The organism is Humibacter ginsenosidimutans (genome assembly GCF_007859675.1).
Classification (GTDB): Bacteria; Actinomycetota; Actinomycetes; order Actinomycetales; family Microbacteriaceae; genus Humibacter; species Humibacter ginsenosidimutans.
In genome coordinates this window covers 1,032,486-1,056,903 of the sequence record NZ_CP042305.1, presented here as the reverse complement: position 1 = coordinate 1,056,903, position 24,418 = coordinate 1,032,486, and the positions used below count along the sequence as shown (strand labels likewise).

At 67.7% G+C, this 24,418-nt stretch carries 21 protein-coding genes, 1 tRNA gene and 1 pseudogene; 4 read left to right on the top strand and 19 right to left on the bottom strand.

From position 1 onward, the window contains the following. The first annotated feature begins 28 nt into the window (after positions 1-28). From gltX to FPZ11_RS05000, 4 genes are all read left to right on the top strand, one after another. Positions 29-1,552 carry a glutamate--tRNA ligase gene (gene gltX, locus FPZ11_RS05015; protein WP_146318891.1) on the top strand — a complete coding sequence of 508 codons (1,524 nt, stop codon included), beginning with the start codon at positions 29-31 and terminating at the stop codon, positions 1,550-1,552. Positions 1,553-1,810: 258 nt separating this feature from the next. Further along, positions 1,811-1,882 (top strand) — tRNA-Gln (locus FPZ11_RS05010). Positions 1,883-1,921: 39 nt separating this feature from the next. Continuing rightward, positions 1,922-2,263, top strand: coding sequence for a helix-turn-helix domain-containing protein (locus tag FPZ11_RS19725; protein ID WP_246846541.1), 342 nt, complete (start codon positions 1,922-1,924; stop codon positions 2,261-2,263). Beyond that, entirely contained in the window at positions 2,256-3,464 is a 1,209-nt protein-coding gene (locus FPZ11_RS05000; RefSeq protein ID WP_146318889.1) for a tyrosine-type recombinase/integrase, read from the top strand. Before FPZ11_RS19725 ends, FPZ11_RS05000 begins: the two co-directional genes overlap by 8 nt. 56 nt (positions 3,465-3,520) lie before the next feature. On the opposite strand, the gene FPZ11_RS04995 is transcribed toward FPZ11_RS05000, so the two are convergent. The 19 genes and pseudogenes from FPZ11_RS04995 to FPZ11_RS04905 form a co-directional block, all read right to left on the bottom strand. Next, positions 3,521-3,943, bottom strand: a complete 423-nt coding sequence (locus FPZ11_RS04995; RefSeq protein WP_146318887.1) for a hypothetical protein — start codon at positions 3,941-3,943, stop codon at positions 3,521-3,523. A gap of 73 nt (positions 3,944-4,016) precedes the next feature. Then, a pseudogene (locus FPZ11_RS20235) lies at positions 4,017-4,735 on the bottom strand (DNA-processing protein DprA). Next, a complete protein-coding gene (locus tag FPZ11_RS19715) occupies positions 4,639-5,019 on the bottom strand; it encodes an LOG family protein (protein WP_246846539.1) in 381 nt (126 codons plus the stop codon). The pseudogene FPZ11_RS20235 and the gene FPZ11_RS19715 overlap by 97 nt, the downstream one beginning before the upstream one ends. Before the next feature lie 373 nt (positions 5,020-5,392). Continuing rightward, the gene (locus FPZ11_RS19440) at positions 5,393-6,082 is read right to left on the bottom strand and encodes a hypothetical protein (protein WP_210415956.1); all 690 of its coding nucleotides are present in this window, start codon (positions 6,080-6,082) and stop codon (positions 5,393-5,395) included. Positions 6,083-6,096: 14 nt separating this feature from the next. Then, on the bottom strand, positions 6,097-6,630 hold the full coding sequence (locus tag FPZ11_RS04975; RefSeq protein ID WP_246846645.1) for a hypothetical protein: 534 nt from the start codon (positions 6,628-6,630) through the stop codon (positions 6,097-6,099). Positions 6,631-6,766: 136 nt separating this feature from the next. Further along, on the bottom strand, positions 6,767-7,234 hold the full coding sequence (locus tag FPZ11_RS04970; RefSeq protein WP_146318885.1) for a single-stranded DNA-binding protein: 468 nt from the start codon (positions 7,232-7,234) through the stop codon (positions 6,767-6,769). Positions 7,235-7,367: 133 nt separating this feature from the next. Then, entirely contained in the window at positions 7,368-11,990 is a 4,623-nt protein-coding gene (locus tag FPZ11_RS04965; protein WP_246846538.1) for a helicase-like domain-containing protein, read from the bottom strand. Between the two features lie 440 nt (positions 11,991-12,430). After that, entirely contained in the window at positions 12,431-12,616 is a 186-nt protein-coding gene (locus FPZ11_RS19710; RefSeq protein WP_246846537.1) for a hypothetical protein, read from the bottom strand. 597 nt (positions 12,617-13,213) lie between these two features. After that, positions 13,214-14,992, bottom strand: a complete 1,779-nt coding sequence (locus FPZ11_RS04955) for a type IV secretory system conjugative DNA transfer family protein (protein ID WP_146318883.1) — start codon at positions 14,990-14,992, stop codon at positions 13,214-13,216. Positions 14,993-15,015: 23 nt separating this feature from the next. Next, complete coding sequence (locus tag FPZ11_RS04950; RefSeq protein ID WP_246846536.1) at positions 15,016-15,489, bottom strand: hypothetical protein; 474 nt, start codon at positions 15,487-15,489, stop codon at positions 15,016-15,018. A 377-nt stretch (positions 15,490-15,866) separates the two neighbouring features. After that, positions 15,867-16,328, bottom strand: a complete 462-nt coding sequence (locus FPZ11_RS04945) for a hypothetical protein (protein ID WP_146318881.1) — start codon at positions 16,326-16,328, stop codon at positions 15,867-15,869. Further along, positions 16,325-17,815, bottom strand: coding sequence for a putative type IV secretion/conjugal transfer ATPase (locus FPZ11_RS04940; protein WP_146318879.1), 1,491 nt, complete (start codon positions 17,813-17,815; stop codon positions 16,325-16,327). Before FPZ11_RS04940 ends, FPZ11_RS04945 begins: the two co-directional genes overlap by 4 nt. Next, on the bottom strand, positions 17,812-18,663 hold the full coding sequence (locus FPZ11_RS04935; protein WP_146318877.1) for a hypothetical protein: 852 nt from the start codon (positions 18,661-18,663) through the stop codon (positions 17,812-17,814). The genes FPZ11_RS04940 and FPZ11_RS04935 overlap by 4 nt, the downstream gene beginning before the upstream one ends. 96 nt (positions 18,664-18,759) lie before the next feature. After that, positions 18,760-20,229 (bottom strand): PrgI family protein, encoded by a 1,470-nt coding sequence (locus tag FPZ11_RS04930; protein WP_146318875.1) that lies wholly within the window; start codon positions 20,227-20,229, stop codon positions 18,760-18,762. A gap of 6 nt (positions 20,230-20,235) precedes the next feature. Next, a complete protein-coding gene (locus FPZ11_RS04925; protein ID WP_146318873.1) occupies positions 20,236-21,600 on the bottom strand; it encodes a conjugal transfer protein TrbL in 1,365 nt (454 codons plus the stop codon). 42 nt (positions 21,601-21,642) lie between these two features. Continuing rightward, positions 21,643-21,963 (bottom strand): DUF6112 family protein, encoded by a 321-nt coding sequence (locus FPZ11_RS04920; RefSeq protein WP_146318871.1) that lies wholly within the window; start codon positions 21,961-21,963, stop codon positions 21,643-21,645. Positions 21,964-22,123: 160 nt separating this feature from the next. Further along, positions 22,124-22,408 carry a DUF6112 family protein gene (locus tag FPZ11_RS04915; RefSeq protein ID WP_246846535.1) on the bottom strand — a complete coding sequence of 95 codons (285 nt, stop codon included), beginning with the start codon at positions 22,406-22,408 and terminating at the stop codon, positions 22,124-22,126. 57 nt (positions 22,409-22,465) lie between these two features. Continuing rightward, the gene (locus FPZ11_RS20405) at positions 22,466-23,542 is read right to left on the bottom strand and encodes a C40 family peptidase (RefSeq protein ID WP_168203736.1); all 1,077 of its coding nucleotides are present in this window, start codon (positions 23,540-23,542) and stop codon (positions 22,466-22,468) included. 159 nt (positions 23,543-23,701) lie between these two features. Further along, the gene (locus tag FPZ11_RS04905) at positions 23,702-24,334 is read right to left on the bottom strand and encodes a hypothetical protein (RefSeq protein ID WP_367889432.1); all 633 of its coding nucleotides are present in this window, start codon (positions 24,332-24,334) and stop codon (positions 23,702-23,704) included. Between the last annotated feature and the right edge of the window lie 84 nt (positions 24,335-24,418).

Sequence of the window (24,418 nt, the reverse complement as noted above, 5' to 3'; positions counted from 1 at the left end):
ACCCCACCCGCCCGTAGACTTGAGCCCGATGTCTGACACCTCCTCCGCGTACCCGTTCAGCACCGCGACCGGCTCCGACGTGCGCGTGCGCTTCTGCCCGTCGCCGACCGGAACGCCGCACGTCGGCCTCATCCGCACGGCGCTTTTCAACTGGGCGTACGCCCGGCACACCGGCGGAAAGCTCATCTTCCGCATCGAGGACACCGACGCCGCGCGCGACTCCGAAGAGAGCTACGAGCAGATACTGGATGCCCTGCGCTGGCTGAACCTCAACTGGGACGAGGGCGTCGACGTGGGCGGCCCGCACGGCCCGTACCGGCAGTCGCAGCGCAGTGAGATCTACGCGGCGGTGCTCGACCGGTTGATCGACTCCGGTCTCGTGTACGAGAGCTACTCGACGCCGGAGGAGATCGAGGCGCGCAATGTGGCGGCCGGCCGACCGAAGGAGCACGGCTACGACAACGCCGACCGCGACCTGACCGACGAGCAGCGCGAGGCGTTCCGCGCCGAGGGCCGCGAGCCCGCGCTGCGGCTTCGCGTGCCCGACGAGAGCCTCGGCTTCGTCGATCTGGTGCGCGGCGAGATCACCTTCCCGGCCGGATCGTTCCCCGACTTCGTGGTGGTGCGGCCCAACGGCAAGCCGCTCTACACGTTCGTCAACCCCGTTGACGACGCCTTGATGGGCGTGACGCACGTGCTGCGCGGCGAGGACCTGCTGCCGTCCACGGCCCGCCAGATCGCGTTGTATCGCGCGCTGATCGACGTCGGACTGACCGACTTCGTGCCGCGGTTCGGCCACCTTCCGTCGGTGCTCGGCGACGGCAACAAGAAGCTGTCGAAGCGCGACCCGCAGTCCAACCTGTTCCACCACCGCGACCGCGGGTTCATCCCAGAAGGACTCGACAACTACCTCGCGCTGCTCGGCTGGGGATACTCCGCCGACCGCGACGTCTTCTCCCTCGATGAGATGGTGCAGAAGTTCGACGTCGAAGATGTGAACCCCAACCCGGCGCGCTTCGACCAGAAGAAGGCCGAGTCGATCAACGGGGACCACATCCGGTTGCTCGAGACCGCAGACTTCGCGCAGCGCACGGTGCCGTATCTGGTGCAGGCGGGCGTCCTCACCGAGCCCCTCACCGACCAACAGCGGGCGACACTGGATGCCGCGGCCCCGCTTGTGCAGGAGCGCGTGCAGCTGCTGGGGGAGACCCCCGGCATGCTCGGATTCCTCTTCACGGATGCCGTGAGCCTGGTCTACGAAGACGACGCGCTGTCCGGTATGCCGGACAACAGTGCCGAAGTGCTGGAGTCGTCGATCACGGCACTGGAGCGGCTCGGCGAGCACCTGTTCACGCACGAGGGGATCGAGGCGACCCTGAGAGCCGCCCTGATCGAGGTGCTCGGGCTGAAACCGCGGGTGGCGTTCGGCCCGCTGCGCGTGGCCGTGAGTGGGCGGCGCGTGTCGCCGCCGCTGTTCGAGAGCATGGAGATCCTGGGCAAGGCGGAGACGCTGGCGCGTCTGCGGCGGCTCGCCGCGCGCGTCGCGGCGTAACTGTCGCGCGTGCCGAAAAATCGGAAGTTCGTCGCGCCGTGCCGTGTGCGACGCTCGGCACGCCGTGGCAATCGTCGTAATTCCGATTTTCAGCACGTCAGCGACGCGCGCGAGCTCGGCAGGTGCCGCGCGCCGCGGCGCACCCGGGGCCGCCGCCCGTTTTGGATGCCGGCCCACCCGTACGGTAAAGTGGCTACTCGTGCCGCCTGGTGCGACACAGTCCCGGTGGAAAGCCTCCGGGCATCGGCAATACGCCGGTGGGGTATGGTGTAATTGGCAACACGGCTGATTCTGGTTCAGTTGTTCTTGGTTCGAGTCCAGGTACCCCAGCAGTGACGGCCGGAATTCCGCGGGAAAGCAGAGCTTCCCGTGTTGACGAACCGGTCTCCTCTTGCACAGAGTGCTTTTTTGGGTGCCTTTTTGCCCGCTCAGCGAGCCTTCGGTTGGCACCATCCCGTGCTGCTACGGCTCGGCCCGTACTGGCCACAGCTGCTGCGTGCAGGCTGGTCGCACCTGTTCGGTATGAACGATCTCAGCACCGAGATCATGACGCCCGAGCAGGTCGCCGATCTCCTTCACATCCCACCCCGGACCATCGAAGAGTGGCGGCGCACGCGCAGTGGACCGCCGTGGCGACGGGTAGGGCGGCATGTCCGGTACTTGCGCCGCGAGGTGCTGGCCTGGTTCGAGGAGCTGGACTCCGATGGCTAGGTCGAAGCTGCGCGCCGGCGAACTCGGCACGATCAAGGTCCTCCAGTTACCCAGTGGCCGTTTCCAGGCCCGCTCCCGGATGTGCGACGAGCTCGGAGAGTTGCAGCGGCTCAAGGCCAGCGGCGACACCCAGGATGCCGCCATTCAGCAGCTTCGCGCGAAGGCGGACGCGATCCGCAACGACACGGGCGGACCATCCCTGAGTAAAGAGGCCACCATCTCTGAGGTCGGGCGGGTGTTCCTCTACGACAAGGAACGCTCCGCGACCGTCGAGCCGACCACGATGGAGGCCTACGAGCAGTCCATTCGGAATGTGATCGTGCCGGTCTGCGGGGATCTCATGCTCCGCGACTTCAGCGTCCGTCGCTGCAACCGCATCCTCGCTGACATCCGTGAAAACTACTCGCTGGCCGCCGCTCGCAAGGCACGGTCCGTGTTCTCGCAGGTGTGCCAGACCGGGATCGAGTACGAGATCCTCACCTTCAACCCGGTGCGCGACGCTCGACGTCTCCCCCTACCGGAGAAGAAGACCTCCGTGCTCAGCCCTACGCAGCTGATCCTCGTACAGCGGCTCATCCGGACATGGCGCACCGACACCGGATACGGGCCTCGCCCGAACGTGCAAGCGCTAGAGAACGGGATGTGGATCATGGTCGGCACCAGCGCCCGTGTCGGCGAGGTGCTCGCTCTCCGACGGTGCGACGTCGACGTCACCTCTGACCCTCCCACGGCTCTGGTGAACGCGACCATGCAGCAGAGCAGAAAGGAGGGCAACCGCCGAAAGAACGCACCGAAGCGCACCAGGCAGAGGCGTCGTATCGCCCTGCCAAGCTTTGCCGCCGCCGCCGTGCGTAGCCAGCTCACCGTCACAGATAGGGAACCGGAGGCGCCCTTATTCGCGACGAAGGCAGGTAAGCCGATGACGGTGAGTAACTTCGAGCGACTACTTCGCGGCTTCGTTGACGACAACGAAGCCGCGTTGCGCGTTGCGGGCATCGACGTGGACGAGTTTTCCACGCACATCTTCCGCCGCTCGACTGCGACGATCGTTGAGGCGGCTGCCGGAATCACCCTCGCCTCCCGGCTGCTCGGGCACGCCAACGAACAAATCACCCGCGCAAGCTATGTCGTCAGCGCAGAACAAGTCGACCCGATCACTGCTGAGATCATGGACGCGGCCTTCGTGGAGTTGCTCGATTGACACATCGGCAAGCTGATTGCCCGAGGGCGGCCGGGACGGGAGCGCAGCCTGCAGCATCAGAACCGCTTGCGGAGCTCCCAGCCCTTCCGCGTCACGATGAATTCAGCGCAGGTGAGCTCGTTGGCAACCGAGAGCCCGGCTTGAACCTCTCGCCCAAACGGTTTGCCGCTGCCATGATTCGCGCCTGCACATCCGCAAACGCAGTCCGCTATCGTCGAGAGCCTTGCATTCCAGCAAGCCTCGACACAGGTAGTTCGAGCATGGCCGTACTGGACAACATGCACCCGCCGATACTCGACGACCAGCGCGTCGATGACGAGCTGCGTGTGCTCCCGCGCAACTTCGAATTCCTTCGTCTGTCGGTTGTACTCGGGGCGCGTGCGCTCTCCGCAGACGCCCTTCAGCCATCGAAAGTTCGCTCCAGGATCGTCCCGGTACGGCAGCCACATCGAAGCGCGCCGCCCGGGTTTCAGCGTCACCCTCGGCATCATGCCTGACAGAATGCCACACAGGAGCAAGACGGCCGAAACGCAACGAGCAGAGATATAGCGGTCAGAGGGAAAGGTTCGGTCCATCCAGTGATGGCGGGCGCCGGTCCACGATTTCGGATCCCAGTTCGGATCGGATGACGCGCTTCGTCGCCGGCTGCCCGGTCTCCAGAAGCATGGTGATGTCGCTGGTTTCGGTGGCGATGACGGCCTGTCTGCGTTTGATGAGTTCGTGCGGGCCTACGCTCGTTATGCTGGTTACCAGCCCTGGTATTGCAGCTACCCCACGTCCCAGGGAGTTTGCCTCGTGTGCGGTGCGGAGCGAACCGGAGCGGGCACCGGCCTCCACGATCACCGTCGCCCCGGAGACGGCGGCCAGTAGACGCGCGCGGGCGATGAACCTTCCCGGGTCGGTGCGGCGCCGGGCGGCAACTCGCTGGCCAGCAGTCCGGTGTCGGCGATACGTTCCAGTAGGTCGTGGTGTCCGGCAGGGTAGGGGCGGTCCAATCCGCCGGCCAGTATCGCGATCGTGCGGCCACCGCGCACGAGTGCGCCGCGGTGTGCGGCGGCTTCGATACCGTAGGCGCCGCCGACGACGATGACTCTGTGGTCGTCGGCAAGATTCACGGCCAGTTCCGTCGCGACGTGTTCCCCGTACCCGGTAGAGGCGCGTGCGCCGGTGATCGCTACGCGTTCAGCGGTGTCGTCAGCAGTGAGCCATCGCCACGAGTCCACAATACGTAGGGGCTGCGCTCGCGTAGATCGTTCAGGCCGGTAGGCCATTCCCGGTCGGTGGGGATGAGAGTGCCGAATCCGGCCTGTTGCGCCTGGTCAAGCATTCTGGGCGGCTCAGGCTTGATTTGTGCGGCTAGGCGTTCACGCCACAGCATCGCTTCGGGCCGGTCCAGACCGGGCACCGCGCCCGTCGATTCGATCAGCCGGAGCGTCTCGACCCCGCCGACCCTGGCCAGCACCCGCCCGGTCACCGCATCGTCCGGCTCGGCGATGACGGACAGCGCGATCCGCGCCGCCCGCTCACCCTTGAGCTGCTCGGCCAGCATCACCATTGTCCGGAGCCCCTTCCCGTTTCGAGGTCAGGTGCACCCCCGCTGCCGCGAACTGGACGTTGGGTTCTTCCCGTTGTCGGTGATCCGGCGTAGCTTGAGTGGTGGCAGGCGATACAAATTCAGCTACGCCATCACTTTCGGGTGGTGGTTGACGAGCCCGGGATCCGACCCGGGGTAGTCCTCTCCCGCGTGACGTCCTCGGTCGCGGTCGGGAGGGCTGAGCTCATGTTGTCTCTGATTTGGATCGTCAGCGTTTATGTCCACGCGCTTCTGAGGTGGACGCCGACGAATCTCGTGCTGGACGCGATCCGCACTCGCAGGGGCCTGCGGTGGGGTGTCCCGGCGATGCTGTTGTCGGTCCCGTTCTTCGGGGTCATGTACCTCTGCACCCAGTGGTTGCAGGCTGGCGGCCGGGCTGGCTGAACTTCGTGATCCTGTGGGCGTTGTGGGATGCCGGGAAGTTCGTGGTGATGGGCCCGATCAGCCTGATCATGCTGGCCCGCGCCCGCATCCGCGAAGCGATCGCCCGCCACCGGGTTCGGACCGAGTCCGTCGCCGAGGAGCCGGTGCCGAGTCCCCGGTGAAGCCCATCACGGCGGCCTCGAGTTTGGAACAGGGTGGGCGCGTCGCCCCGGCGCCGTGCCCCGATACCGGCTGGGGTGGCAGTGACGAACGGTTGTCGTCGCCGTACCGGCCGCTTGTCGTCGAGGGTTCCGTCGTGCAGGTGTCGGAGCAGGATCTGTTTGACGTCGGTCCACAGGTCGGGCCGGTCCAGGCGGGCGTCGTGACGGCAGCTGCGCGTGAGGTCGCGCAGAAACTCCGCTTGCCGGGCCGGAGTGGAGAACTTCTCGCCGTAGAAGCCGTGGATGTCGTAGTGCGCGATGAACCCGAAATACCCGTGGTTCGACAACCCCATGTAGAGGGTGCGGGTGAAGTGCTCGCGCGGGTCGCCGTCGGCGATGAACCGGAGCAGCGCGTTGACGAACCGGGCCTTGCGGTCTGGAGTGCCGGAGTCCCACCCCGACGCGACGAACTGGTCCGGCCGGTACCGTGCCACAGGCATCGGGTCCCTCGTTTTCAGTCGTCGCTCGGTCGCGGAGTGGTCGCGGCGTCAGCGGCCAGGGCTGCATAGACCTCGTCCTGGACGCGGCGGCGGCGGGCGACATCGGCGTTGATGAAGTGCACGAAGTCGACGTCGCGGTCCGGGATGCGCACGTCGTCGACCGCGGGGGCTGGGCCTTCGCCGGGCCAGCAGGTCTGCCGGGTGGGCCGATCCGTCTCCAGGCGGGTGCCGCAGGCGGCGACCCAGTCGCGGAGCCGCCCGCGTGCGTCGGCGAAGTCCCGGTGCCAGCCGATCGGCGCGGACCCGTTCTGCTCCGGGTCGTAGGCGCACAGCCAGTGGGTGTGCAGGGCGGAGAGTTCCCAGAGCAGTTCGGGATGCCGGTACCAGAACGGTGGGACCACCGCGGGCGGGAGCCCGTAGGTGTGGCGCAGCCAGTTGACCCATTGGTTCAGTTCCAGCCAGGCACCCTCGGCCTCGTCGGCGGTCAGCAGATTCCAGTTGATCGGGTGCGGCGGCTCGGGCAGCGCGGGCCCCGGCCCCTCCATCATCTCGTCCTCGTCGAGGTCGGGTTCGTCGGGTTCGGGAATGAACCCGTCACCGGTGTCGGGGTCCTCGCCGTCGGGCTTGTCGTTGTTGGGCCGGAGGCCGTTGCCGTCGTGTTCGCTCATGATCGTGTGCTTGCGGTCAGAGCGCGATCGCGGCTACGCCGGGCGTGGCGGCCGGCCGGTCGGGTGCGGAGAATGCTGGCGCCCGGTCGACGGTGGGGCCGTCCTGCTCGATGGTCTGGTCCGGTCGGGGCGCGCGGTTGACGGTGTAGTGGCTGCGGGCGGTGTCGTGGCCGATGGTGGTGGCGATGAACTCCTCACCGCCGAGCTGTCGGCCGTCTTTCTCATAGGTGTAGGTGCGGGTGTAGCCCTCGGCGACGAACGAGTCGTTCTTGACGAACTGCTCGTAGGCCCGTTCGGCGCTCTTGCGGAACAGCACCATGTTGTGGAACGACGGCTCGAGCTCGGTGAACGTTCCGTCCTCCTCACGCCGGTGGTGTCTCTGACCGAATCGGGCGTAGAAGCGGGCAACGCCTCCCTCGCTGTAGGTCAGCTGCGGATCGGAGGCGATGAATCCGCTGGCGGACTCTTTGGTGTGGATGGGCATGAGTCGTCCTCCTGCCTTTCTGCGATGAGCCGCCGCCCGGGTGGCGGTGTGGCCTGTAGCAGGGAAGTGAGCGGTCGGCCCCACAGCAGATTTGCCGGCGTTCTGAGCTGAGTGCTTCCGTCGGGCGGCGGGTTCAGAGTCCGCGGGCGGGCGCATCTCGCACGGTCGGACGGGTGGCCTCAGCGATGGCTGGGGTCGGTGTGCGTGCGGAATCGGAACGGACGCCGAGAGCGGGCCGGTGGGCGCGCACCGCCTCCACATTCACCCCGTCCGCGTCTCTCTCGGGTCGTGGGGCTGTCGAGGCGTGGCGCGATCCGCCGGTCGGGGTCTCGGTGTCGTGTTGCATGGCCGCCAGCCGGGTCTCGACGTCGGCGAGGTCTTCTTCGGCGTCAGTGAGCGCTTGGGCGTGCCGGAAGGGCTGCCCGACTCGCTCGCTGGCGTCGGCGGCGGCTTCCTGGGCGGTGATCAGGTCGGTGCGGGCGTGGTCGAGGAGAGCAGGGATGCCGGTGAGCCGGTTCTCGATGCGTTGGATCAGACCGACCCCGCTGCCCAGGAACGTCTCTCGGTCCAGGACGAAGCCGCTGCGCGGCACCCCGGCCAGGCCGACGTGGACCATGAGGTCGCCGCCGAAGGCCGGGCTCGTGCTGACGGTGATGTCGAATCCGCTGATCGTGCCGATGACGCCGTAGTCGTGGGTGGCGTAGCGAGGCGCCCATTTCAGGTCGGAGGTGTGTGCCCAACCGGCGAGGGCGTGCGCGGCGTCGGCCCGTGAGTCGTACGGTTTGCTGCCGAGGGTGATGCGGAACCGATCCCCGGAGGTATCGACGATGTGCGGCAGGGCGTCTTCCAGCCCGGCGATGTCTGTTTCAGCGCGGCGGACGTCGTCGTTCGCGCGGTCGCGGGTGTGGATGAGCATGGACTGGTTGCGGTGCCAGGCCCGCTCCAAGCGTCGGAGCCGGGTGACCTCGTTCTGGATCGTGGAGTGCTCCAGCAGCAGCGGATTGCCCGACGAGATGGCTTTGGCCTCGGCGGCGGACAGCGCGGTTGAGTCGATCTCCTCGATCTCCCGGGTATCGAGCCGGCCGCGCATCAACTGCGCGATGAACGTCGCTTTGCGTTCCACGCCTTGCCACATGTAGGCGTCGAAAGAGCGTTCAGTGACGAATCGGACGATCGCGACCTCCGCGTTTTGGTTCAGCTGCCGCAGGATGCGCCCCTCACGCTGTGCGATGTCGCTGGGCCGCCACGGGCAGTCCAGGTGATACAGCGCGACAGCACGCGCTTGCACGTTCGTGCCCACGCCCATCTTCTCCGTCGACCCAATGAGCACGGCGATGCGTCCGGCGCGGGCGGCGGCGAACAACCTGGCCTTATCGGAGTCGGTTTTGGCTTCGTGCATGTACCGGATCGCTTCGGCCGGCATGCCGCGGGTGACGAGCTGGGTGCGGAGTTCGTCGTAGGCGTTCCACCGCTCGGGGTGCGGGGTGCCGATGTCGGAGAACACGAGTTGCAGCGCACCTCGCACCGGGGACGGTTGCCCGGTGATGGTGTCCAGGTACTCGTTGTCGCGGGTCTGCTGCCACACCCGATAGATGGTGTCGGCGGCGATATCCACCTTCGTCGGTCCCGAGGGACTTCGGGGAATGATCATGCGGATGTCGAGGGCGGCTTTGCGTCCGTCGGTGGAGATCACGAGCATGTTGTCCTCGTCCGGGGACACCTGGTTGGACGCCACCTTGTCGGCCCGCTGCCCGAGGGTCTCGATGAACTGCTCGAGTTCGACGGTGGGCTGGATGGCGACGGTGGCGGGCGCCCGTTTCCCGTCGTCGCGCTCGGTCAGCTCCGGGATCGGGAGGTGAAGGTCGTCAGCGGTCTTCACGTCGGCGAAGATGGACCAGAGTTTCAGCATCTCGGGCACGTTGGAGAACTTCGCGAACCGGGTCTTCATCCGGAACGTGTTGCTCCCGGTCGGAGCCATCTCCATCTCGGTCACCTGGGAACCAAAGGTGGCCGCCCACGCATCGAACGACCCGATCCCCGCCGCCTCCAGCAGGTCGGGGCGCAGGTACTTCTGCATCACGAAGGCCTCTGTGACGCTGTTGGAGATCGGGGTCGCGGTCGCTGCAGTCACGACTCGTTCCCGACCTTGGGAGCGCAGGTATTCCAGTTTCATGTGCAGGTCGGTGGCCCGCTCGGAGCCGTCGATGGCGGCGTCGCGGATGTTGGACTCCGTGGCGAGGTTCTTGTACATGTGCATCTCGTCCACGACCACGTAGTCGAACCCGGCGTCCTCGAAACACACCCCCGAATCCCGGGTGGTGTCGGTCTGCGTCTTCAACTTGTTCTCGGCCACCAAGAGCTTGCGCTCGATGCGCTTGACGCTCATCCGATCCTCACCCTCCGCCTCGTGCAGGATGCGGCGCAGTTCCTCGACCTGGGCTTGGATGTACGCAGTCTGGGTGCCCGGGCGCAGCGGGATGCGCGCGAACGCGCCCTGCGTCATCAGCACTCCATCCCACTCGGAGGCGGCGGCGCGGGCGACGAACAGACGGCGCTTGTCCGCGGTGAGGTCCTTGGACGAGGCAGCGAGAATCCGGGCGCGCGGGTAGATCTGGAGCCATTCGCGGCCGAATTGCTCCAACATGTGATTCGGGACGACGAGCACGGGTTTGCTGATCAGACCCATGCGGCGCATCTCCATCACGCCCATGATCATTTCCGAGGTTTTCCCCGCACCGACCTCGTGGAAGAGGCCGGCGGCGGGTTCGGCGATCATCCGGGCAACAGCGGAGCGTTGGTGCGGGCGCGGGGTGAAGTTCGACGCCAGACCGGGCAAGGTGAGGTATTCACCGGCACCCGTGTAGTCGCGCAGCACGATCGAGTTGAACCGTCGGTTGTACTCCTCGACGAGGATGCGGGCACGTTCGGGGTCCTCCCAGACCCATTCGACGAAGCGTTCCTGCAGCTGGTCGGCTTTCTCCTGGGCGCTCGTTGTATCGACCGGGTTGAGGACCTGGCGGGTGCGCCCGTCGACATCCTCGACCTGGTCGTAGACCAGGAGGGTGCGTTGTTCCATGACGGCCTGCGCGATGTCCGGGGCGGGCCGCCGTGGGGTGCCCCATTCGCTGGTGGCCAGCAGGCCCTGCCGGCCACCGCGGACCTCCCACATGCCTGGCAGCGGGTTCTCCACCCGCACCTCGTGGGTGCGCAGCAGGTCGTTCAGGAACTGCTCGTGCACGCCGGCGCTGATCCACACCGCGCCGAGCCGGGCGGCGATCTCCTCGACCCCCAACGGCTCCGGCAACACCTGGGTGAGGGCGTCGACATTGGCCTGGAACTGCCGGTGGTCGGCCGCCTTGGTCTTCGCGGCGTCAAGCTTGGCCCGCACGTCACCGGAGAGGTAGGCGGGCGCGTGAATCAGCTCGCCAGTGCCGGGATCGGTGTAGACGAGGCCGGTAAGGGCTTGGCGGGCGTCGGGCTCGGTCATGCCGAGGATGTCCGCGATCAGCGTCAGGTCAATGCGGCCGGTGCGGTCCAGGCTCACCGCGATCGCATCCGCCGGGGTGTCCACGCCCTGGATCTCCACGCGAGGTGCGACGACCCGGCGGGACATGATCGCCGCCGGGGACGCGGTCTGCTCGGCATCGTCGAAGACCTCCAACGCCAACACCAGAGCCCCGAACGGGTCCGACCGCAGCAGACGGATCGGGGTCGGCACGACCCGGGCCTGAGTCTCCTGACCGGCCTCGTTGGTGCGACCGGTGCGGCGCAGCGTGTACCGGTTCAACGGCCCGTACCGGCCCAGGTACGTCTGGTAGTCACGGCGCAACCCGTCCCGCGCCTGGACGATCTCGTCGGTGTCATCCACGGTCGCGGCTTCCAGTTCCAGCAGCCGGGTCGCTGTATCACGGAGCCCCAGCAGGGCGCGCAGTTCGACGGCAGCGGACTTCGGTACGTCGAGTGGCTCGACTGCGCCGCCGTCCACGGTGCCGAAACCGCCGCTCTCTGTGGTGAGGATGCTGCCGTCCCATCGTTCCGATGGTGCCGGAACGAACGCCGCCCGCCGTGTCTGTTCCTCTGCGGTGCGGTCGGTCATCACCAGTCCGGTTCGGCGGGCGGCGAAGGTGATCTGATTGATCGCGTCGGCAAGGTCGTCCCCGAGACTTTGGAGGTCGCCGGTGACGGTGAGCTGATCGCTGCCGTACATATCCCGGCTGGCGCCGATCTGGCCGAGCATCCGGTCGGGGTGCGCGTCGAAGTAGGCGTTGATCTTGACATGTCGGTCGTTGACCGTGATCGGTACGACGGTCTCCCACTCGTTGTCGGCTGGTGGCCGGTCATGTTCGCGGCGGCGGAAGATCAGCAGGTCGGTCATCACGTCGGTGCCGGCCGCACGCGAGTGTGCTCGGTTCGGCAGCCGCACCGCGCCGACCAGGTCGGCGAGATCGTTCATCTCCCGCCGGGCGCCGGGGTTCTGCGTGTCCATCGTGTAGTGCGAGGTCAACGCGACCACCAGCCCGCCCGGCCGGGTCAGCCGCAGACTCTTGAGGAGGAAATGGTTGTGCATCGACTGGCGGGTCGGATTGTGCACCGGATCATGCAGGATCACCTTCCCGAACGGCACGTTCCCGATCGCCGCATCGAAGAACCCCTCGGGCATGCGGGTGTCGGCGAACGACTCGGCACGGATGTCCGCCTGCGGATACAGGGCGTGGCTGATCGCCGCGGTCACCGGGTCCAACTCCACCCCGGTCATCTGTGCAGTCTCCGGCGCCAGGCCGATGAACGTGCCTGCGCCAGAGCCCGGCTCCAGCACCTGACCGGCGGTGTACCCGAGTGCACGCATCGCCCGCCACATCTGGGCGGCGATCAGCGGGTCGGTGTAGTGCGCGTTGATCGTCGTCCTGGCCGCCGCGTCCCACTCCGCCTCGCTCAGTAGCCCTCGGAGTTCGGTCCGTTCGGTGTCCCAGTCCGGTTTGTGGTCGTCGAACACGTCCGGGATCGCACCCCAGGACGACCACCGGGCCAGCACCCGTTGCTCCTCACCGGTGGCGTGCCGGTCGTGGTCAGCCACGTCGCGGACGATACGAATCGCGGCAACGTTCGCCCGAAACCGTGCCTTCGCCCCCGATGGAGCGAGATCCTCTTGCGAGGACGGCACGAACCGCGGCGGAACCTCCCCGCCCGAGCTAGGGGTTAGCGGACCTGCCTGAGGAAGCGGACGTTCGCGGCCTCTGCCAGCACTTCCTGGTGCTCCTGGGCGTACTGGCGCGGAATCGGAGCGGTCATCAAGCCCTCCAGGAACCACATCGGGATCGTCCAGTCCTGAGCCTTCTCTTCCAGCTCCACCGTGGAGTGCACCGGGTACGGGGAATCCTGCATCCGCTCCGCCCACAGGATGAGGTTCTCGTCCGAGGGACGGGTCTGCTCCCACTCCTCCCGCGCCTCCGGCAGGGACAGGGGACGGGTCGGGAATCCAGGCCAGCTGCTGGTTCATCACGACCTCCTCCGCCATTCTCATCGCCGTTGCCCGGCGTGAGACCTGCTGCAAGTAAGTCTGCTCCGAAAAGGGCGTCGTCTCCAGACCCCACACCGCCGGCTCCGCCTCCAACCGGGCTGCCAGGTCGCTGATCTGGCCCTGCACCTCTAACCCCAGTGCCGTGAAGAACTCCTCCGGATCGGTCAATGCCTCCGGGCGTTCCGGTGCCCTGGTCACCCACGCCTGACGGAGCCTGGTCCCGTACCGATTCATCGTGTTCCTCCTCCTGGGGTCGGTTCGTCGGGGCCAGATCGGGCCGCTCGTCCGCAACCGCGGCCGGTTGCGGTGGGGGCTCGTCTGCTGCCGTGGTGATGGTGATGCTGGCGGCGGTCTCGTCCAGGCCCCACAGGTCCAGCTCGAGCTGGTCCGCCGGCACCGACCGGCGCCGACGGACCACTCAGCACCACCCCCACGCACGCACCTGCCGCGAGCTGATCTGGTCAGGCCGCATGATCGGCCCGGTCCTGGTCGTCCGCCTTGTCCTGGAGAAGCCCTTCGATGCCGGCCCGATCGGCCTTCAAACCGGCGGCGTCCTTGCGGCCGGTCCAGGGGCGCAGGTCGGTGATGATCGGCGGCGCCGATCGCAGCAGCACGACACCGACACCGAACGGCAACATGCGGAGCCGGTCCGGCGGCAGGATCGGTACCCGACGTACCGACCGTTGCGAGGAACGGGAGCCGTATTCGCCGATGGTGGTGGAGTCAGTGTTCTCATCCCGTTCCCCGATCAGGGTGGTGAGATCTTGCAGGTCGCGGCTGTTGGAGGCGCCGCCCAGGATGATCTTCACGATGCTGGCGTCCCAGATCGCGTTAGCCTGGTTCTCGGTCCACTTGTCACGTGCCTGGGCCAGTGACTGCAGAACGGGGAGGACGCTGATGCCGGTGCCTCCGCCCTCGGCTAACAGCGTCGGCAGGCTGGGCAGCGGGGCAAGGTTGCCGATCTCGTCCAACGCCAACAACAGCGGCGGGTCCAACCGGGCGCCGCGGGCGCGGGCGGCGAGACGGCGGGCGGTCTCCACCAGGTCTTCAACGAACGCCGCCACCAGCGCGGCGCTGGCTCCGGCTCCGGCTCCAGTGGCGAGCAGGTAGAGGGCGCCGCGCTCAGTGAGGAAGGCTTCCGGGTCGAAGCCCTCTCCCTCACCGGGAGTGACGGCATCCAGGACGCGCGGGTCGGCCAAAGCACCGAGTGCGAGGGACACGCCCTGCCAAATGCTGTCGCGGGTCCTGGGGTCGGAGTCGATCATCGACCCCAACGAATCTGCCCACCCACCAGCAGCGCTCGGGTGGTTGGTGAGGATCGCGACCGCATCCGACGCCGCCGCCGGATCAAGCGTCCAGCGGAAGAGCTCAGCGGGTGGACGGTGGTCCAGGGCGGCGGCGTGCAGCAAGGCCTGTAGCGCAGTACGCGTCTTGCCTTCCCAGAAGCCGCCCGAGTCCACCCCACCGGAGCCCAGACCGGTGGCAGAGGCGAGACCGGCGGCGCGGATCATCGCCGTCAACGGGTCCTCACACCCCCGGATCGGCGACCACCTGAGCCCGGCCGGGACGCCTTCTGCCAGATGTTGCGGGTCGAACACCGCCACCGGCCGCCCGTCTCTCTGCCGCGCGCGGAGCGTGGCCGTGAGATTGTCCGGCCGCGTGCTGGTGGTGACGACAGCGCCGGGCGCATCCAGGATCGCGTTGATCACCACATGCAATCCCTTGCCAGACCGGGGTGGGCCGATCAGCAGGATCGAGTCCTCCACGCTTGCCCACACCGGCACTCCACGGGAGCGTCCGAGCAGGTAGCCGACATCGGCCGGCCGCGGATGATGCACCGACGCGCGAAGCGTCCCAGCGCGGCGGAGCAGCGCCTTCCCGGACGCGTGGGTGACGACATCGTGGCGGGCCGCAGTCCCAGCCAGTCGGTGCGGGTCCGCCTCGACGGCGTGAGTGCGGCGACGCAGCAGCAACAACGCCCACACGCCACCCGTCGCGAGGCCGGCAAGCAGGACCCCGGTGACGGTCCAGTAGGCAATTGGGTTGAGTCCCGGGGCATCCAGCGCGAGGCCCGGACTGCCGGCCTGGGTGAGTACTCCCAGTCCGGCAGCCGGCCCCGCCTGTGGTTGCGGAGAACCGGAGAGGAGCGCAGCTACCGATCCGGCCGCACGCAGGACGAGCGCGACCGCGAACAGGCCGACCAAGCCGATCAGGGCAGCGTTGGTCAGTTCCTCGCCCAATGGCCTGGTCTGCCGTGACGGGTTCACGAGTCGACCCGCACGAGGACGGCGGTGCCCGAGATGCGGCCGAACAGCACCGTCTCGCCGATCACGCAGGCGGCGACCTGCTCAAGGGTGAGCACAGCGCGGGCGGTGCCATCGGGCGCGGCCCCACTGTGGGAGATGATCAGCGCAACAGCGACGTCCTCGCCCGGAACGAACCCCGCGGCCCCGGTGACCTCAATCAATTCCGAGACCGCTGTCAGGGCCTTGTCCGTCTCTGTCGCTGCATGCGCGGGCGGCCGGCGACGGATCGGAGCGATGATGTCGGTGAACACCGATCCGTCCACTTCATGGACCTCGACCCGGAGGGGGACCGTCCGCGAACGGGTGGCCCGGTCCAGGATCTTGGGCACCGATTCCCGCCGCCACATGCCTGATACGGGTTCCACCGGAGCTCCATCGAGCGTCGCGGTCAGGGTTCCGTCCTCGCGAACGTCGAGGACCAGGGCCGGCATCACTACCGCTGTCGCTGGACGATCGTCGTGTCTGCTCATGGTGGACAGATGCGCCACCGAGACCTACACGAGGCTCATCCTGCGACGGACTCGTGCCAGCGCTACGTGACATCGGCAGGGCGATGGTTCTCACCCCAAGCCGCTCCTTACCGCTGAACGTGCCGCTGCCTTTACGGTTCTGGGTCGGTTCTACCGATCGTCGTCAGGTTCTGGATGGTTGCGCGGTCGAGCTGGAATGTCCAGAGGCCGCCCTTGGCGTAGCCGACCTGCCGGAAACCGGCTTCGAACCAGCAGTACCCAGCGGAGCCGGTCGACGCGGCTCCACCGCGCCGCGACCTGACGTGACGTTCGTTGGTCTGATGCGTCAAAGCGCTCGGTCAGCCGCCGAGGAACCGACTCCGCGCAGGCGTCTGTACGCCAGCTGGTCGAGCGAACGCGGCTGGTGCACGCCGGATCTGCGCTATTTGGCGCGAGGCCACGGCGTGTGCGGTGTTGTAGGCGGTCAACGATGCGGACAGTGCAGCTCCGAGGAGAGCGATCGCTTCCGCTGTGCCCACCGCAGGAGCCTCGAGGTGCCGTGCCACCGCCTCAGTGTCCAGCGGATGGTCCTGGGAGTCCGTCGCTGAGAACCCCGTGCCGGTTACCGGGGCGGCGTCGGGCCCGGCGGACTGGTAGGCGTAGATCGTGGCCTTCTCCATCGGGCCATACGCACTGGTGCCGAAGAACCGGAAGCCGGCCCACTCCACCCTGTCGTCGCTCCAGCCAGGCAGTTGTTCGATCGCGTCGAGGGCCTCCACGACCGGCAGATCCCACGCCTGCACACGTCCGGTGAGGCTCATTGCAGCCCCGAGGCGCGGGCACCAGTCTGGTAGAGCGCGTATTCGTTGGGATGTAGTTGATGTTGCACGACGAAGCTTCTCGACTTGATGCGCCAGAGCCCTTGCCCAACACCCAGGGTGGGCAGCAGTTTCTGCTCTGTGCCGGTCAATCCGAGCGCGGCGGAGGTGGTTCCGAGTTGGTCGGCCTCCTGCCTGTAGACTATCCGTGTCTCAGCATTTGCCAGCAGGGATGAGGCGAGGGAGCGCATCGCGGAGCCTTGGTCGCCGACGTTGTCGAGATCGCCGAGGCGATGGAAGATGAGCATGTTGGCGATGCCGTAGAAGCGCGCGAGTCTCCACTGTGCATCCATTCTCTTCAGCAACGCCGGGTAGGCCATGAGCCGCCAGGCCTCGTCGTAGACGACCCAGCGTTGCCCGCCTGCCGGGTCCAGCAACGCGGATTCCATCCACGCCGATGAGCAGGTCATCAGCACGCTCATGAGGGTGGAGTTCTCTGTGACACGAGAGAGATCCAGGGAGATCATCGGCAGCGAGGGATCGAAGATGACGGTCGACGGTCCATCGAAGAGTCCGGCAAGGTCACCGGCGACCAGGCGGCGCAGCGCATGCCCGACGAGTCTGCCGTCCTCGGTCAACCGCCCGTCCGTGTCGTCGGCCGGGTCGGGGGTGAGGATGTGGTCGACGATCATCGGCAGGATCGGCACGTCGTTTTCGGCGACGGTGCCGGTGAGGGCGATGTCGATGGCGGTGTGCTCCAAAGGCGACAGCGGCCGGTCCAGGACGGTCTCTGCCAGTGCGCCGATCAGGTCACGGCGTCGGGCGGCGACCGTGGTCGCCCATTCCGAGTCGGGCATCCCGGTCGGTCGGTATCCCTCGTCGAGGGGGTTGAGGCGGGTGGTGAGGCCGTGGCCGAGGATGATCGCCTTCCCGCCGACGGCTTGGGCGACGGCGGTGTGTTCGCCTTTCGGGTCGCCGGGCACGTAGACGCGACGGCCGAACGGGATCGAGCGGACGTAGAGGCTCTTGGCGAGAGCGGACTTGCCCGCTCCTACGATCCCGGCCAGCACCAGGTTCGGGGCGGTGATGACGCCGTGGGCGTAGAGCACCCACGGGTCGTAGACGAAGCTTCCGCCGGAGTAGAGGTCCTGGCCGATGAACACCCCGTCACTTCCGAGTCCCGCCTCCGCGAGGAACGGAAATACCCCGGCCAGGGTGGCGGAGGTGTCCTGATGCCGGGGCAACCGGAATCGGCCCGGAGTACGCAGCGCGGCAGGACCAGGTTCCCCGGCCGGCGCCAAGTAGGTGGTGGCTCGACGTTCTGCCCGGTCGGCCTCGGCCTTCGCCTGGGCGGCGGCTCGTTCGGTATGGCGTTGCTCGGCTTCCAGGCGGGCGGCAGCATGACGGCGTTCCTTCCGCAGCCGCCGCCGCTCGGACGCCGGTACGACCAGGACGGCGGTCAGCAGCCGTTCCGACTCCGAGCCGGTCACAGCGACAGCCCTCGGGAACCGCCAGCAGCAGGGTCTGCGGAGCGTCCGAACCAGGACGCGTTCGGCAACCGTCGGGTCGGTTGTTCTATCGGTCGAGAATGAGGCCGGGTCGGCGTGTGGGCGCTGATCCCAGAGATGCCTGCTGGCACCGGTGCCACGACCGCGGGCTCGTCGAGGGCGGGATCGTGCGGCAGATCGGTCTGCCGGTAGAGGGCGACGTGGCCGAAGAACGAGTTCCAGTTCAGTGCGTAGTCGCCGTCGGTGATCGCGTTGTCCGACATGGCCGATGGGGGCCGGTCGTGGACGTCGCCGTTCTCCAGTGCGGCCTGGGTGGTTTCGGTGCCGTAGTCGTAGCCGGTCAGCTGGTTGAGACCGGCCCGTGGCCCGTCACGCTCGATCACATCGAGCACCCGGTCGGCTTCCTCGCCCTGAAGGAACACCACGCCAACCCACCGCCGTGCTACCTCCGGCGCGTCCTCGGGGATGAGCTCCGTGGCGGGGCCGGTGTGCCAAGCGATGCGCCCGGACTGCTGATGCGCCTTATCCAAGGCGTCGCTCGCCTCATCGACGAGCGCGCTGGCATGCCGTAGCGCCTCCGCTGTCCTCACGACGGCGAGGCCGCCGGCGATCGAGTCCCCGGCGTCGTCCCGTGCACGATGCTGATTCGTCAGGTGCGCGGTGGCGAGTTGATCGAGAATCTGCGGCAAGGATCGGGTGGCGGCGGTCAGGTCGCCGATCACCTGGTAGGTGTCGGCCGGGTCATCGAAGGTGCGGCTGGCATGGGCGAGGCCGCGCAAGGCTTCGGATGCCTCGGCGGCATCCGTGCGGGGATCGGTGAATGTAGGCATCGGGGTGGCCTCCCAGGCGAGAACAGGCGCTCCCGATCGATTACGGGAGCGCCTGTCAGGTACTCACGGCCGCCCGAAAGGCGCGGTCAACCGGCATCAGATGCGGCGGCACAAGGGCAGAGCTGCGGCCGTGAATGCGCGGGCTTGCTGTCCGACGAGGGGTCGGGTCTCGCATGAGGCTTGAATCGCGGCCTGCGCGATCGCCGCGACGGCCGAGTCGAGCTCCAGCACGGTAGGTGCGGAGACGGCGATGAGGCCGGTGTAGCGGAGCACACCGTGTCCGGCGGTCAGGTCGGCTTCTTGCTGGAGCACGTCGGTGTATTCCGCGGTCTGGGCGGCGTCCTCGATCTGCCCGATCTTCGCCCGTTGCGCGGCATCGCTGATGTATTCGACCTTCTTCTTGCGGATGTCGCGGGCGGCCTGGTCGGAGCGCATCGGCGTGCAGAGGAGCGAGAACGACCGTTGGATGCCGGTGGACAGCAGCACGGGTGCGAGGAATCCGGGATAGACCAAGGATCGGGGCCATTCGGAGATCCAGAGGACGGCGTGGTGGGCGGAGTCGGTGCGCAACCTGCCCCAGGTCTCGGTGACCGCGACCGGTCCGGCCGTGGCGAGGTCGCGGCCAAGGTCGCCGTGGCGGTGCAGGGTGGCGGCGATTGCCGGGTCGTACGCAGACCGGAGGATGACGGCGACGTCGCCGGGCGGCAGCCACCCAGACGGAGTGAGGTCCGCCGATCGTAACGCGGTTGTGAGAGTGGCCATCTCCTGCCGCAGCACGGCTGCGGCGCCTCGGATGCCGCCGCCCGCGGTGCGGATCTGCCGGCCCGCGGCCTTCATGTCCAGCGCCAGCGACACCGTGGTGGTGTGGCGTTCCCCCGCGGGGCCGGCACGGTCGATGAGCTCGGCGTAGGTGGTCGCCGTCCACGATCCGTCGTCGGTGCCGTGGCTGTGCCACCACTCGGCCAGACCGGTGCCGGAATCCGGCAGAGTCCGCTCCAGCACTTGCAGGGTGGCGATCCTCCCGGAACGACACACCGTTGCCAGGACCCGGCCCCACGCCGAGACCCGCCGATTCTGCTCGCCCGGGTCCAGCAGCACGAACGCGGGATGGGTGACCTCGATGATCGCGGTGAGCGTGGCCGCGGCAGGGTCGTGGATCATCCCGGCCCCGGTCTCGGGGTCGGTGTACTCCCGTAACCGGGCCTGGTCGCCTGGCAGCGCGAGGGTGCCCGCCGGACGCGGGGCAACGACCCGGCGGCGGTAGAGCAACTGGCCACCGGTGGCGCGCCAGATCCACCAGCCGACGATCGGTACCCATTCCACCGCTGGCCGGCCGACGACCGGCAACCAGGTGAGCGCGATCGCCAGCAGCCACACCGGGGCGCTGTAGGCGATGAGCACGCCGCCGCCGGCGTAGAACGCGCCGACCAGGGTGACGGCGGCGATCCCGAGCGTGACGAGCTGAGCAGCGGATAGGCCGAGCAGGACGCCGCGGCGCGCGAGGCGGGAGAACTTCACCGGGACGAGGTCCGTTGAGGGCGCTCGGTCATTGGTCTTGTTCGACATCACAGGTCACTCCTTCCCGGGCACAGGCGGCGGGCTGTTCGGCGTAGACGGCGGCGGTGCCTGCGGGGCCGGTGGCGTGCTGCCGTTGCTTTGGGCGGCGGCATCGGCGTGGCCTTCGGCCGCCCCGCCGACTGCATCTCCGGCTTTCGGGCCGGCGGTGAACGCCTTCTTCGCGACCTCTGCCGCGATCACGGCCGCCGCCGCAGGACCGGCAGCCGCCGCACCCGCACCGGCTCCCGCTCCTGCCCCGGCGCCGCCTTCGGCCGTGCCTGCCGTTGCCGCGCCTTCGCCGGTCGCGCTGCCGGACGCGGAGGGTGCCGAAGGCTTCGGTGCGGGCGGGTTACCACCCCCACCGTTGCCGGCGGGGCTACCGTTCCCGCTGCCCTTGCCGCTGTCGTCGAGGACTTTCTTCGGGTCCGAGCCCTGCGGTTTCGTCGGCGTCGGGAGGGGACGGTTCACCGCGTTCTTCGCGTCCTGTTCCGCGCCGATCGCGTGATACATGTCGAACCCGACGAAGCTGATGAACTTGTAGGCCAGGTAGGGGGCGAAGGCGGCCATGCCCATGATCACGACCCCGGCGATCGGGTCGGTGATCGAGTTCAGGTCCGCGTCGATCGGGGTGGACACCTCCGCGACCGCGACCAGGAACATCACGACCAGCACGAGCTTGGAGACGATCAGCGCGATCACGAACATCGCCCACTTGTGAATCCACCCCTTGGTGGCGTCCCAGCTGGCGCCGGAGAACGCGAGCGGGGCGAACACGATCGCCACCAGCAGCAGCGATTTGCGCACCAGCAGCGAGAACCAGACGATCGCCGCGGCAGACAGGGCGAGGCCGGCGAGGAAGATCGTGATGATCGCCCCCACCCCGGGCGAGCCCACGTTGATCGTCAACAGACCCGCCGCGAGGAGCGCGATCTTGTCGCCCATCGAGGCCACGGTTTCCCCGGCGGCCTGGATGATGCCGGTGCACAGCTCGTCGGTGATCTGCAGTGCGAGCCCGGTCAGCGTGATCACCACGAAGCTGCCCAGCACGGACTTGCCCAGCCCGAGCGCGGCCCTGGATAGCGCTGTGGGATCGCGTCTGATCAGGCCGCCGATCAGTTGCAGGCAGAAGAAGATCAGCATGATGAACACGGCGACGCCGAAGATCAGGTCGTAGACCTTCAGGTAGCTGGGGCTGGTGACATCGACCAGAGTCGTGGAGTCGAAGACCTTCCAGACGGTCTCGAACATCCACTTCGCCGCTCCACCGACGGCCTGAGCGATCCAGTTGAAGAAGCTCCCGGCAACGCTGGAGAAGATCCCGCCAGCGGCGCTGCCGACGCTGCACACGCTGGAGATGACAGGCAGATCGCACACGCCCATGCCGACTCACTCACTTCCTGCTCGACAACAACGACGGGGCGTCTAGACGGACTGGCCCACGTGCCAGAAGAAGTTCACGAGCGTCACCGCCGCCCCGCACAGCACCGCGGCACCGCAGGAGACCAGCACCCCGGTCTTGCCGCGCGAGGCCATGTGGGGATTGGAGGAGTTGGCGCCGAAGCCCCACACCACCGCGGCGACGATCAGCGCGAGGACGGACAGGATCAGACCGACGGTCATGATCGCGCCCACGATCGTGCGCAGCTGGTCGATGCCCGGCAGACCGCTCGTGTTCGGGGGAATGTTCACATCGGCCGGAACCGTGAGAATCGGCGCAACGAGGACGGAACTAAGAAGGGACACGGGCAGGCTCCTGACGACGAGCCCCACCGCGCGATCAGCGTGGCGGGAACGGTTGAGTGGTTCGCTTGCCCAAGTGCGCCTACGACCCCTACCCGGACGGCTGACTACCGGCCTGTCCGGCACTGGTTGACTCCGGCGCCGGTCGCGGACTGGGCCGGGGTCAGAGTTGTTGGCCGAGATGGATGAGCCAGTTCATCCACGCCACACCACCACCGGCCAGCACGGCTGCGCCGACCGCGACCAGGACGCCGACACGGCCTTTGGCGGCAGCGGCGGGGTTGCCGTGGCTGCTGGCGACAGCCCAGATGATCGCAGAGACGATCAGCATCAGTACCGCCACGATCAGCACGATCGTCAACAGCGCGCCGATCACGGACTCCAGTTGGGTGCCACTGGCCGCACCGAAGTTCGGATACACCACGGTCGTGCGCAGAGGGACGGGCATGCGGTACTCCTGACAGGCTGGCGAATGAGTCACCTGCTCAGGTGCACGCGAGCGTCGTCAGGGGGTGCCGGTGGGCCGGCCGACCATGCCGTAGAGCTGCTCGTCCGGCGTTGACCAGAGGGGTTGGATCTTCACGTTCTCCCCGACGGTGGGTGCGGCAAGGATCGTGTCGTGGCCGAGATAGATCGCCACGTGCGGGAACCCGCCGGAGGGGCCGATCCAGAAGATCAGGTCTCCGCGTTCCCGATCAGAGAACGGCAACAAGCGACCTTCCGTCTTCATCGTGACTACCTGCGCGGACACCGAGTGCTCTCCGATGTCCACGCCGGCAGCTTGGTAGGCCACCATCGTCAGCCCCGAGCAGTCCCACGAGTCCGGGCCGGCTCCACCGAACACGTACGGTTTCCCGATCTGCTGCTCGGCGAACGCGATCGCCGTCGCCACTGCGGCGGCATCCGGCGTGAATCCGCCACCCCCGTCGTCCCCTCCAGGATCCCCGGCGACGTTCGCTGCCGACCCCGTGCATTGTTCGCTGCCCTGCGATGTCAGGCTTGAGGTCCCCGTTTCGGCCGCGCTCGCCACATCGGCGGTGGATGTCTCCGCGGAGGTGGCCTGACCGGTTGGCTGGGTGCCAGTAAGCGCTGTGAGGATGGCGGCAGCGACGGGCTGATAGTTCTGATAGCGATCCGGGAACGCGGAGACTTCGACCGACTGCGAGGCCTCGCCGAGACTCATCTGCTGCCAGCCAGGAATGTCGAGCAAGCCGCGCGGCGAGCCGTGGTTGGGTCCGTTCGGGCCGCCGAAGAACGCTTTTGCCTGATAGGTCGGGTTCATCAGCTGCGCGACCGTGCCCCACCCCGACTGCGGGCGCATCTGGAACAAGCCGAGCGAGTCGTGGTCGGAGCCGTCGCCGTCATTCGGGTAGGTGCCGGATTCGGGGTAGACGCTGGTGTTGGCGAGCATCCGCAGGGACGATTCGGTCAGCGCCGCTATCAGCGCGATCTGGATGCCATTGCGGCCGACACCAGGGGTCGCGTTCCCTACGGCGATGATCTGCGCAGCGTGGGTCAGTTGCGTCTTGTCCAGCGTGATCCGATCACCGTCCGCGGTGGTCGCGGTCAGCGAGCCGGGCACGTTCCCCACCGGTCCCACATCTTCGCCGTCGACGCTGCAGGCCGTGGCGGCCGTGGTGAGCAGCGCCCCGATGCCGAGGACGACCACGGAGGGAGCCAGGAACAGGGCGGCGAGGGCGAGGACGGACAGTTTCTTCAACACGAGAACGCGCTCCCAGGGTCAGTGCAGGGCGTCGTCGAGGACGGACAGGCGCAGCAGCCGGCACCGTGTCCCGTTCGGCGGGCACACGATGAACTCGGTGAACGCCACGTCGTGTGTCGAGGTGACGGTTTGCCCGTTCCAGATGCCGGTGCGGTGGCGGGTCCCAGTGATGGTGTAGGCGACGGTGCCCGGAGCGAGCTGCCCGGGCCGGGCCTCAGCGACCGCCTGAGCCCAGGCGGCGGGCACAGACGCCGTGTTGACGGTGAGGCTCTGGCGGGTGGCGTACTGACGCAGCTGCGCCCATGCCTGCTCCGACGGCAGATAGGAAGTGACGTCAGAGGCGAGACCGGCCTCCTCCGCCCCGGTCGGATCACCACCCTCAACCACTGCGGAGGCATAGTCCGACGGCGTGAAGCCGGTGCTGGTGTCCCAGGAGAACAAAGCGACCGCGACATTCCGGGCGAAGGTCTCCGGGTCACTGGACGGCCCGATCCTCGGCAGCCTCGGCGGAGCGGCCGTCGGGCTGCCGGTGCCAGTCGGGACCGGACCGGGTGCGGCGCTACCGGTCGAACCAGCCGGATGAGCGATGGTGGGCGGGCCGGCGATCAACCCGTACACGCCGACCCCGGCCAACAACACCGTCACGACCACGGCAACTACCAAGCCGATCAGGCGGCCTCGGCTGGATGGTCTCGGGATGTGGGGGAACCTCATATCCCGCAGGTGCGCGTTCTC

Excerpts from the sequence above, each read along its gene's own strand:
- FPZ11_RS04975 (WP_246846645.1), bottom strand. The coding sequence starts at position 6,630 with ATGATGGAGGGGCCGGGGCCCGCGCTGCCCGAGCCGCCGCACCCGATC.
- FPZ11_RS04970 (WP_146318885.1), bottom strand. The coding sequence starts at position 7,234 with ATGCCCATCCACACCAAAGAGTCCGCCAGCGGATTCATCGCCTCCGAT.
- gltX (WP_146318891.1), top strand. The coding sequence starts at position 29 with ATGTCTGACACCTCCTCCGCGTACCCGTTCAGCACCGCGACCGGCTCC.
- FPZ11_RS19715 (WP_246846539.1), bottom strand. The coding sequence starts at position 5,019 with ATGGTGATGCTGGCCGAGCAGCTCAAGGGTGAGCGGGCGGCGCGGATC.
- FPZ11_RS04925 (WP_146318873.1), bottom strand. The coding sequence starts at position 21,600 with ATGGGCGTGTGCGATCTGCCTGTCATCTCCAGCGTGTGCAGCGTCGGC.
- FPZ11_RS04915 (WP_246846535.1), bottom strand. The coding sequence starts at position 22,408 with ATGCCCGTCCCTCTGCGCACGACCGTGGTGTATCCGAACTTCGGTGCG.
- FPZ11_RS19710 (WP_246846537.1), bottom strand. The coding sequence starts at position 12,616 with ATGCAGGATTCCCCGTACCCGGTGCACTCCACGGTGGAGCTGGAAGAG.
- FPZ11_RS04930 (WP_146318875.1), bottom strand. The coding sequence starts at position 20,229 with ATGTCGAACAAGACCAATGACCGAGCGCCCTCAACGGACCTCGTCCCG.
- FPZ11_RS04935 (WP_146318877.1), bottom strand. The coding sequence starts at position 18,663 with ATGCCTACATTCACCGATCCCCGCACGGATGCCGCCGAGGCATCCGAA.
- FPZ11_RS04965 (WP_246846538.1), bottom strand. The coding sequence starts at position 11,990 with ATGACCGGGGTGGAGTTGGACCCGGTGACCGCGGCGATCAGCCACGCC.
- FPZ11_RS05000 (WP_146318889.1), top strand. The coding sequence starts at position 2,256 with ATGGCTAGGTCGAAGCTGCGCGCCGGCGAACTCGGCACGATCAAGGTC.
- FPZ11_RS04950 (WP_246846536.1), bottom strand. The coding sequence starts at position 15,489 with ATGCCGGCCCTGGTCCTCGACGTTCGCGAGGACGGAACCCTGACCGCG.
- FPZ11_RS04945 (WP_146318881.1), bottom strand. The coding sequence starts at position 16,328 with ATGAGCCTCACCGGACGTGTGCAGGCGTGGGATCTGCCGGTCGTGGAG.
- FPZ11_RS19440 (WP_210415956.1), bottom strand. The coding sequence starts at position 6,082 with ATGCCTGTGGCACGGTACCGGCCGGACCAGTTCGTCGCGTCGGGGTGG.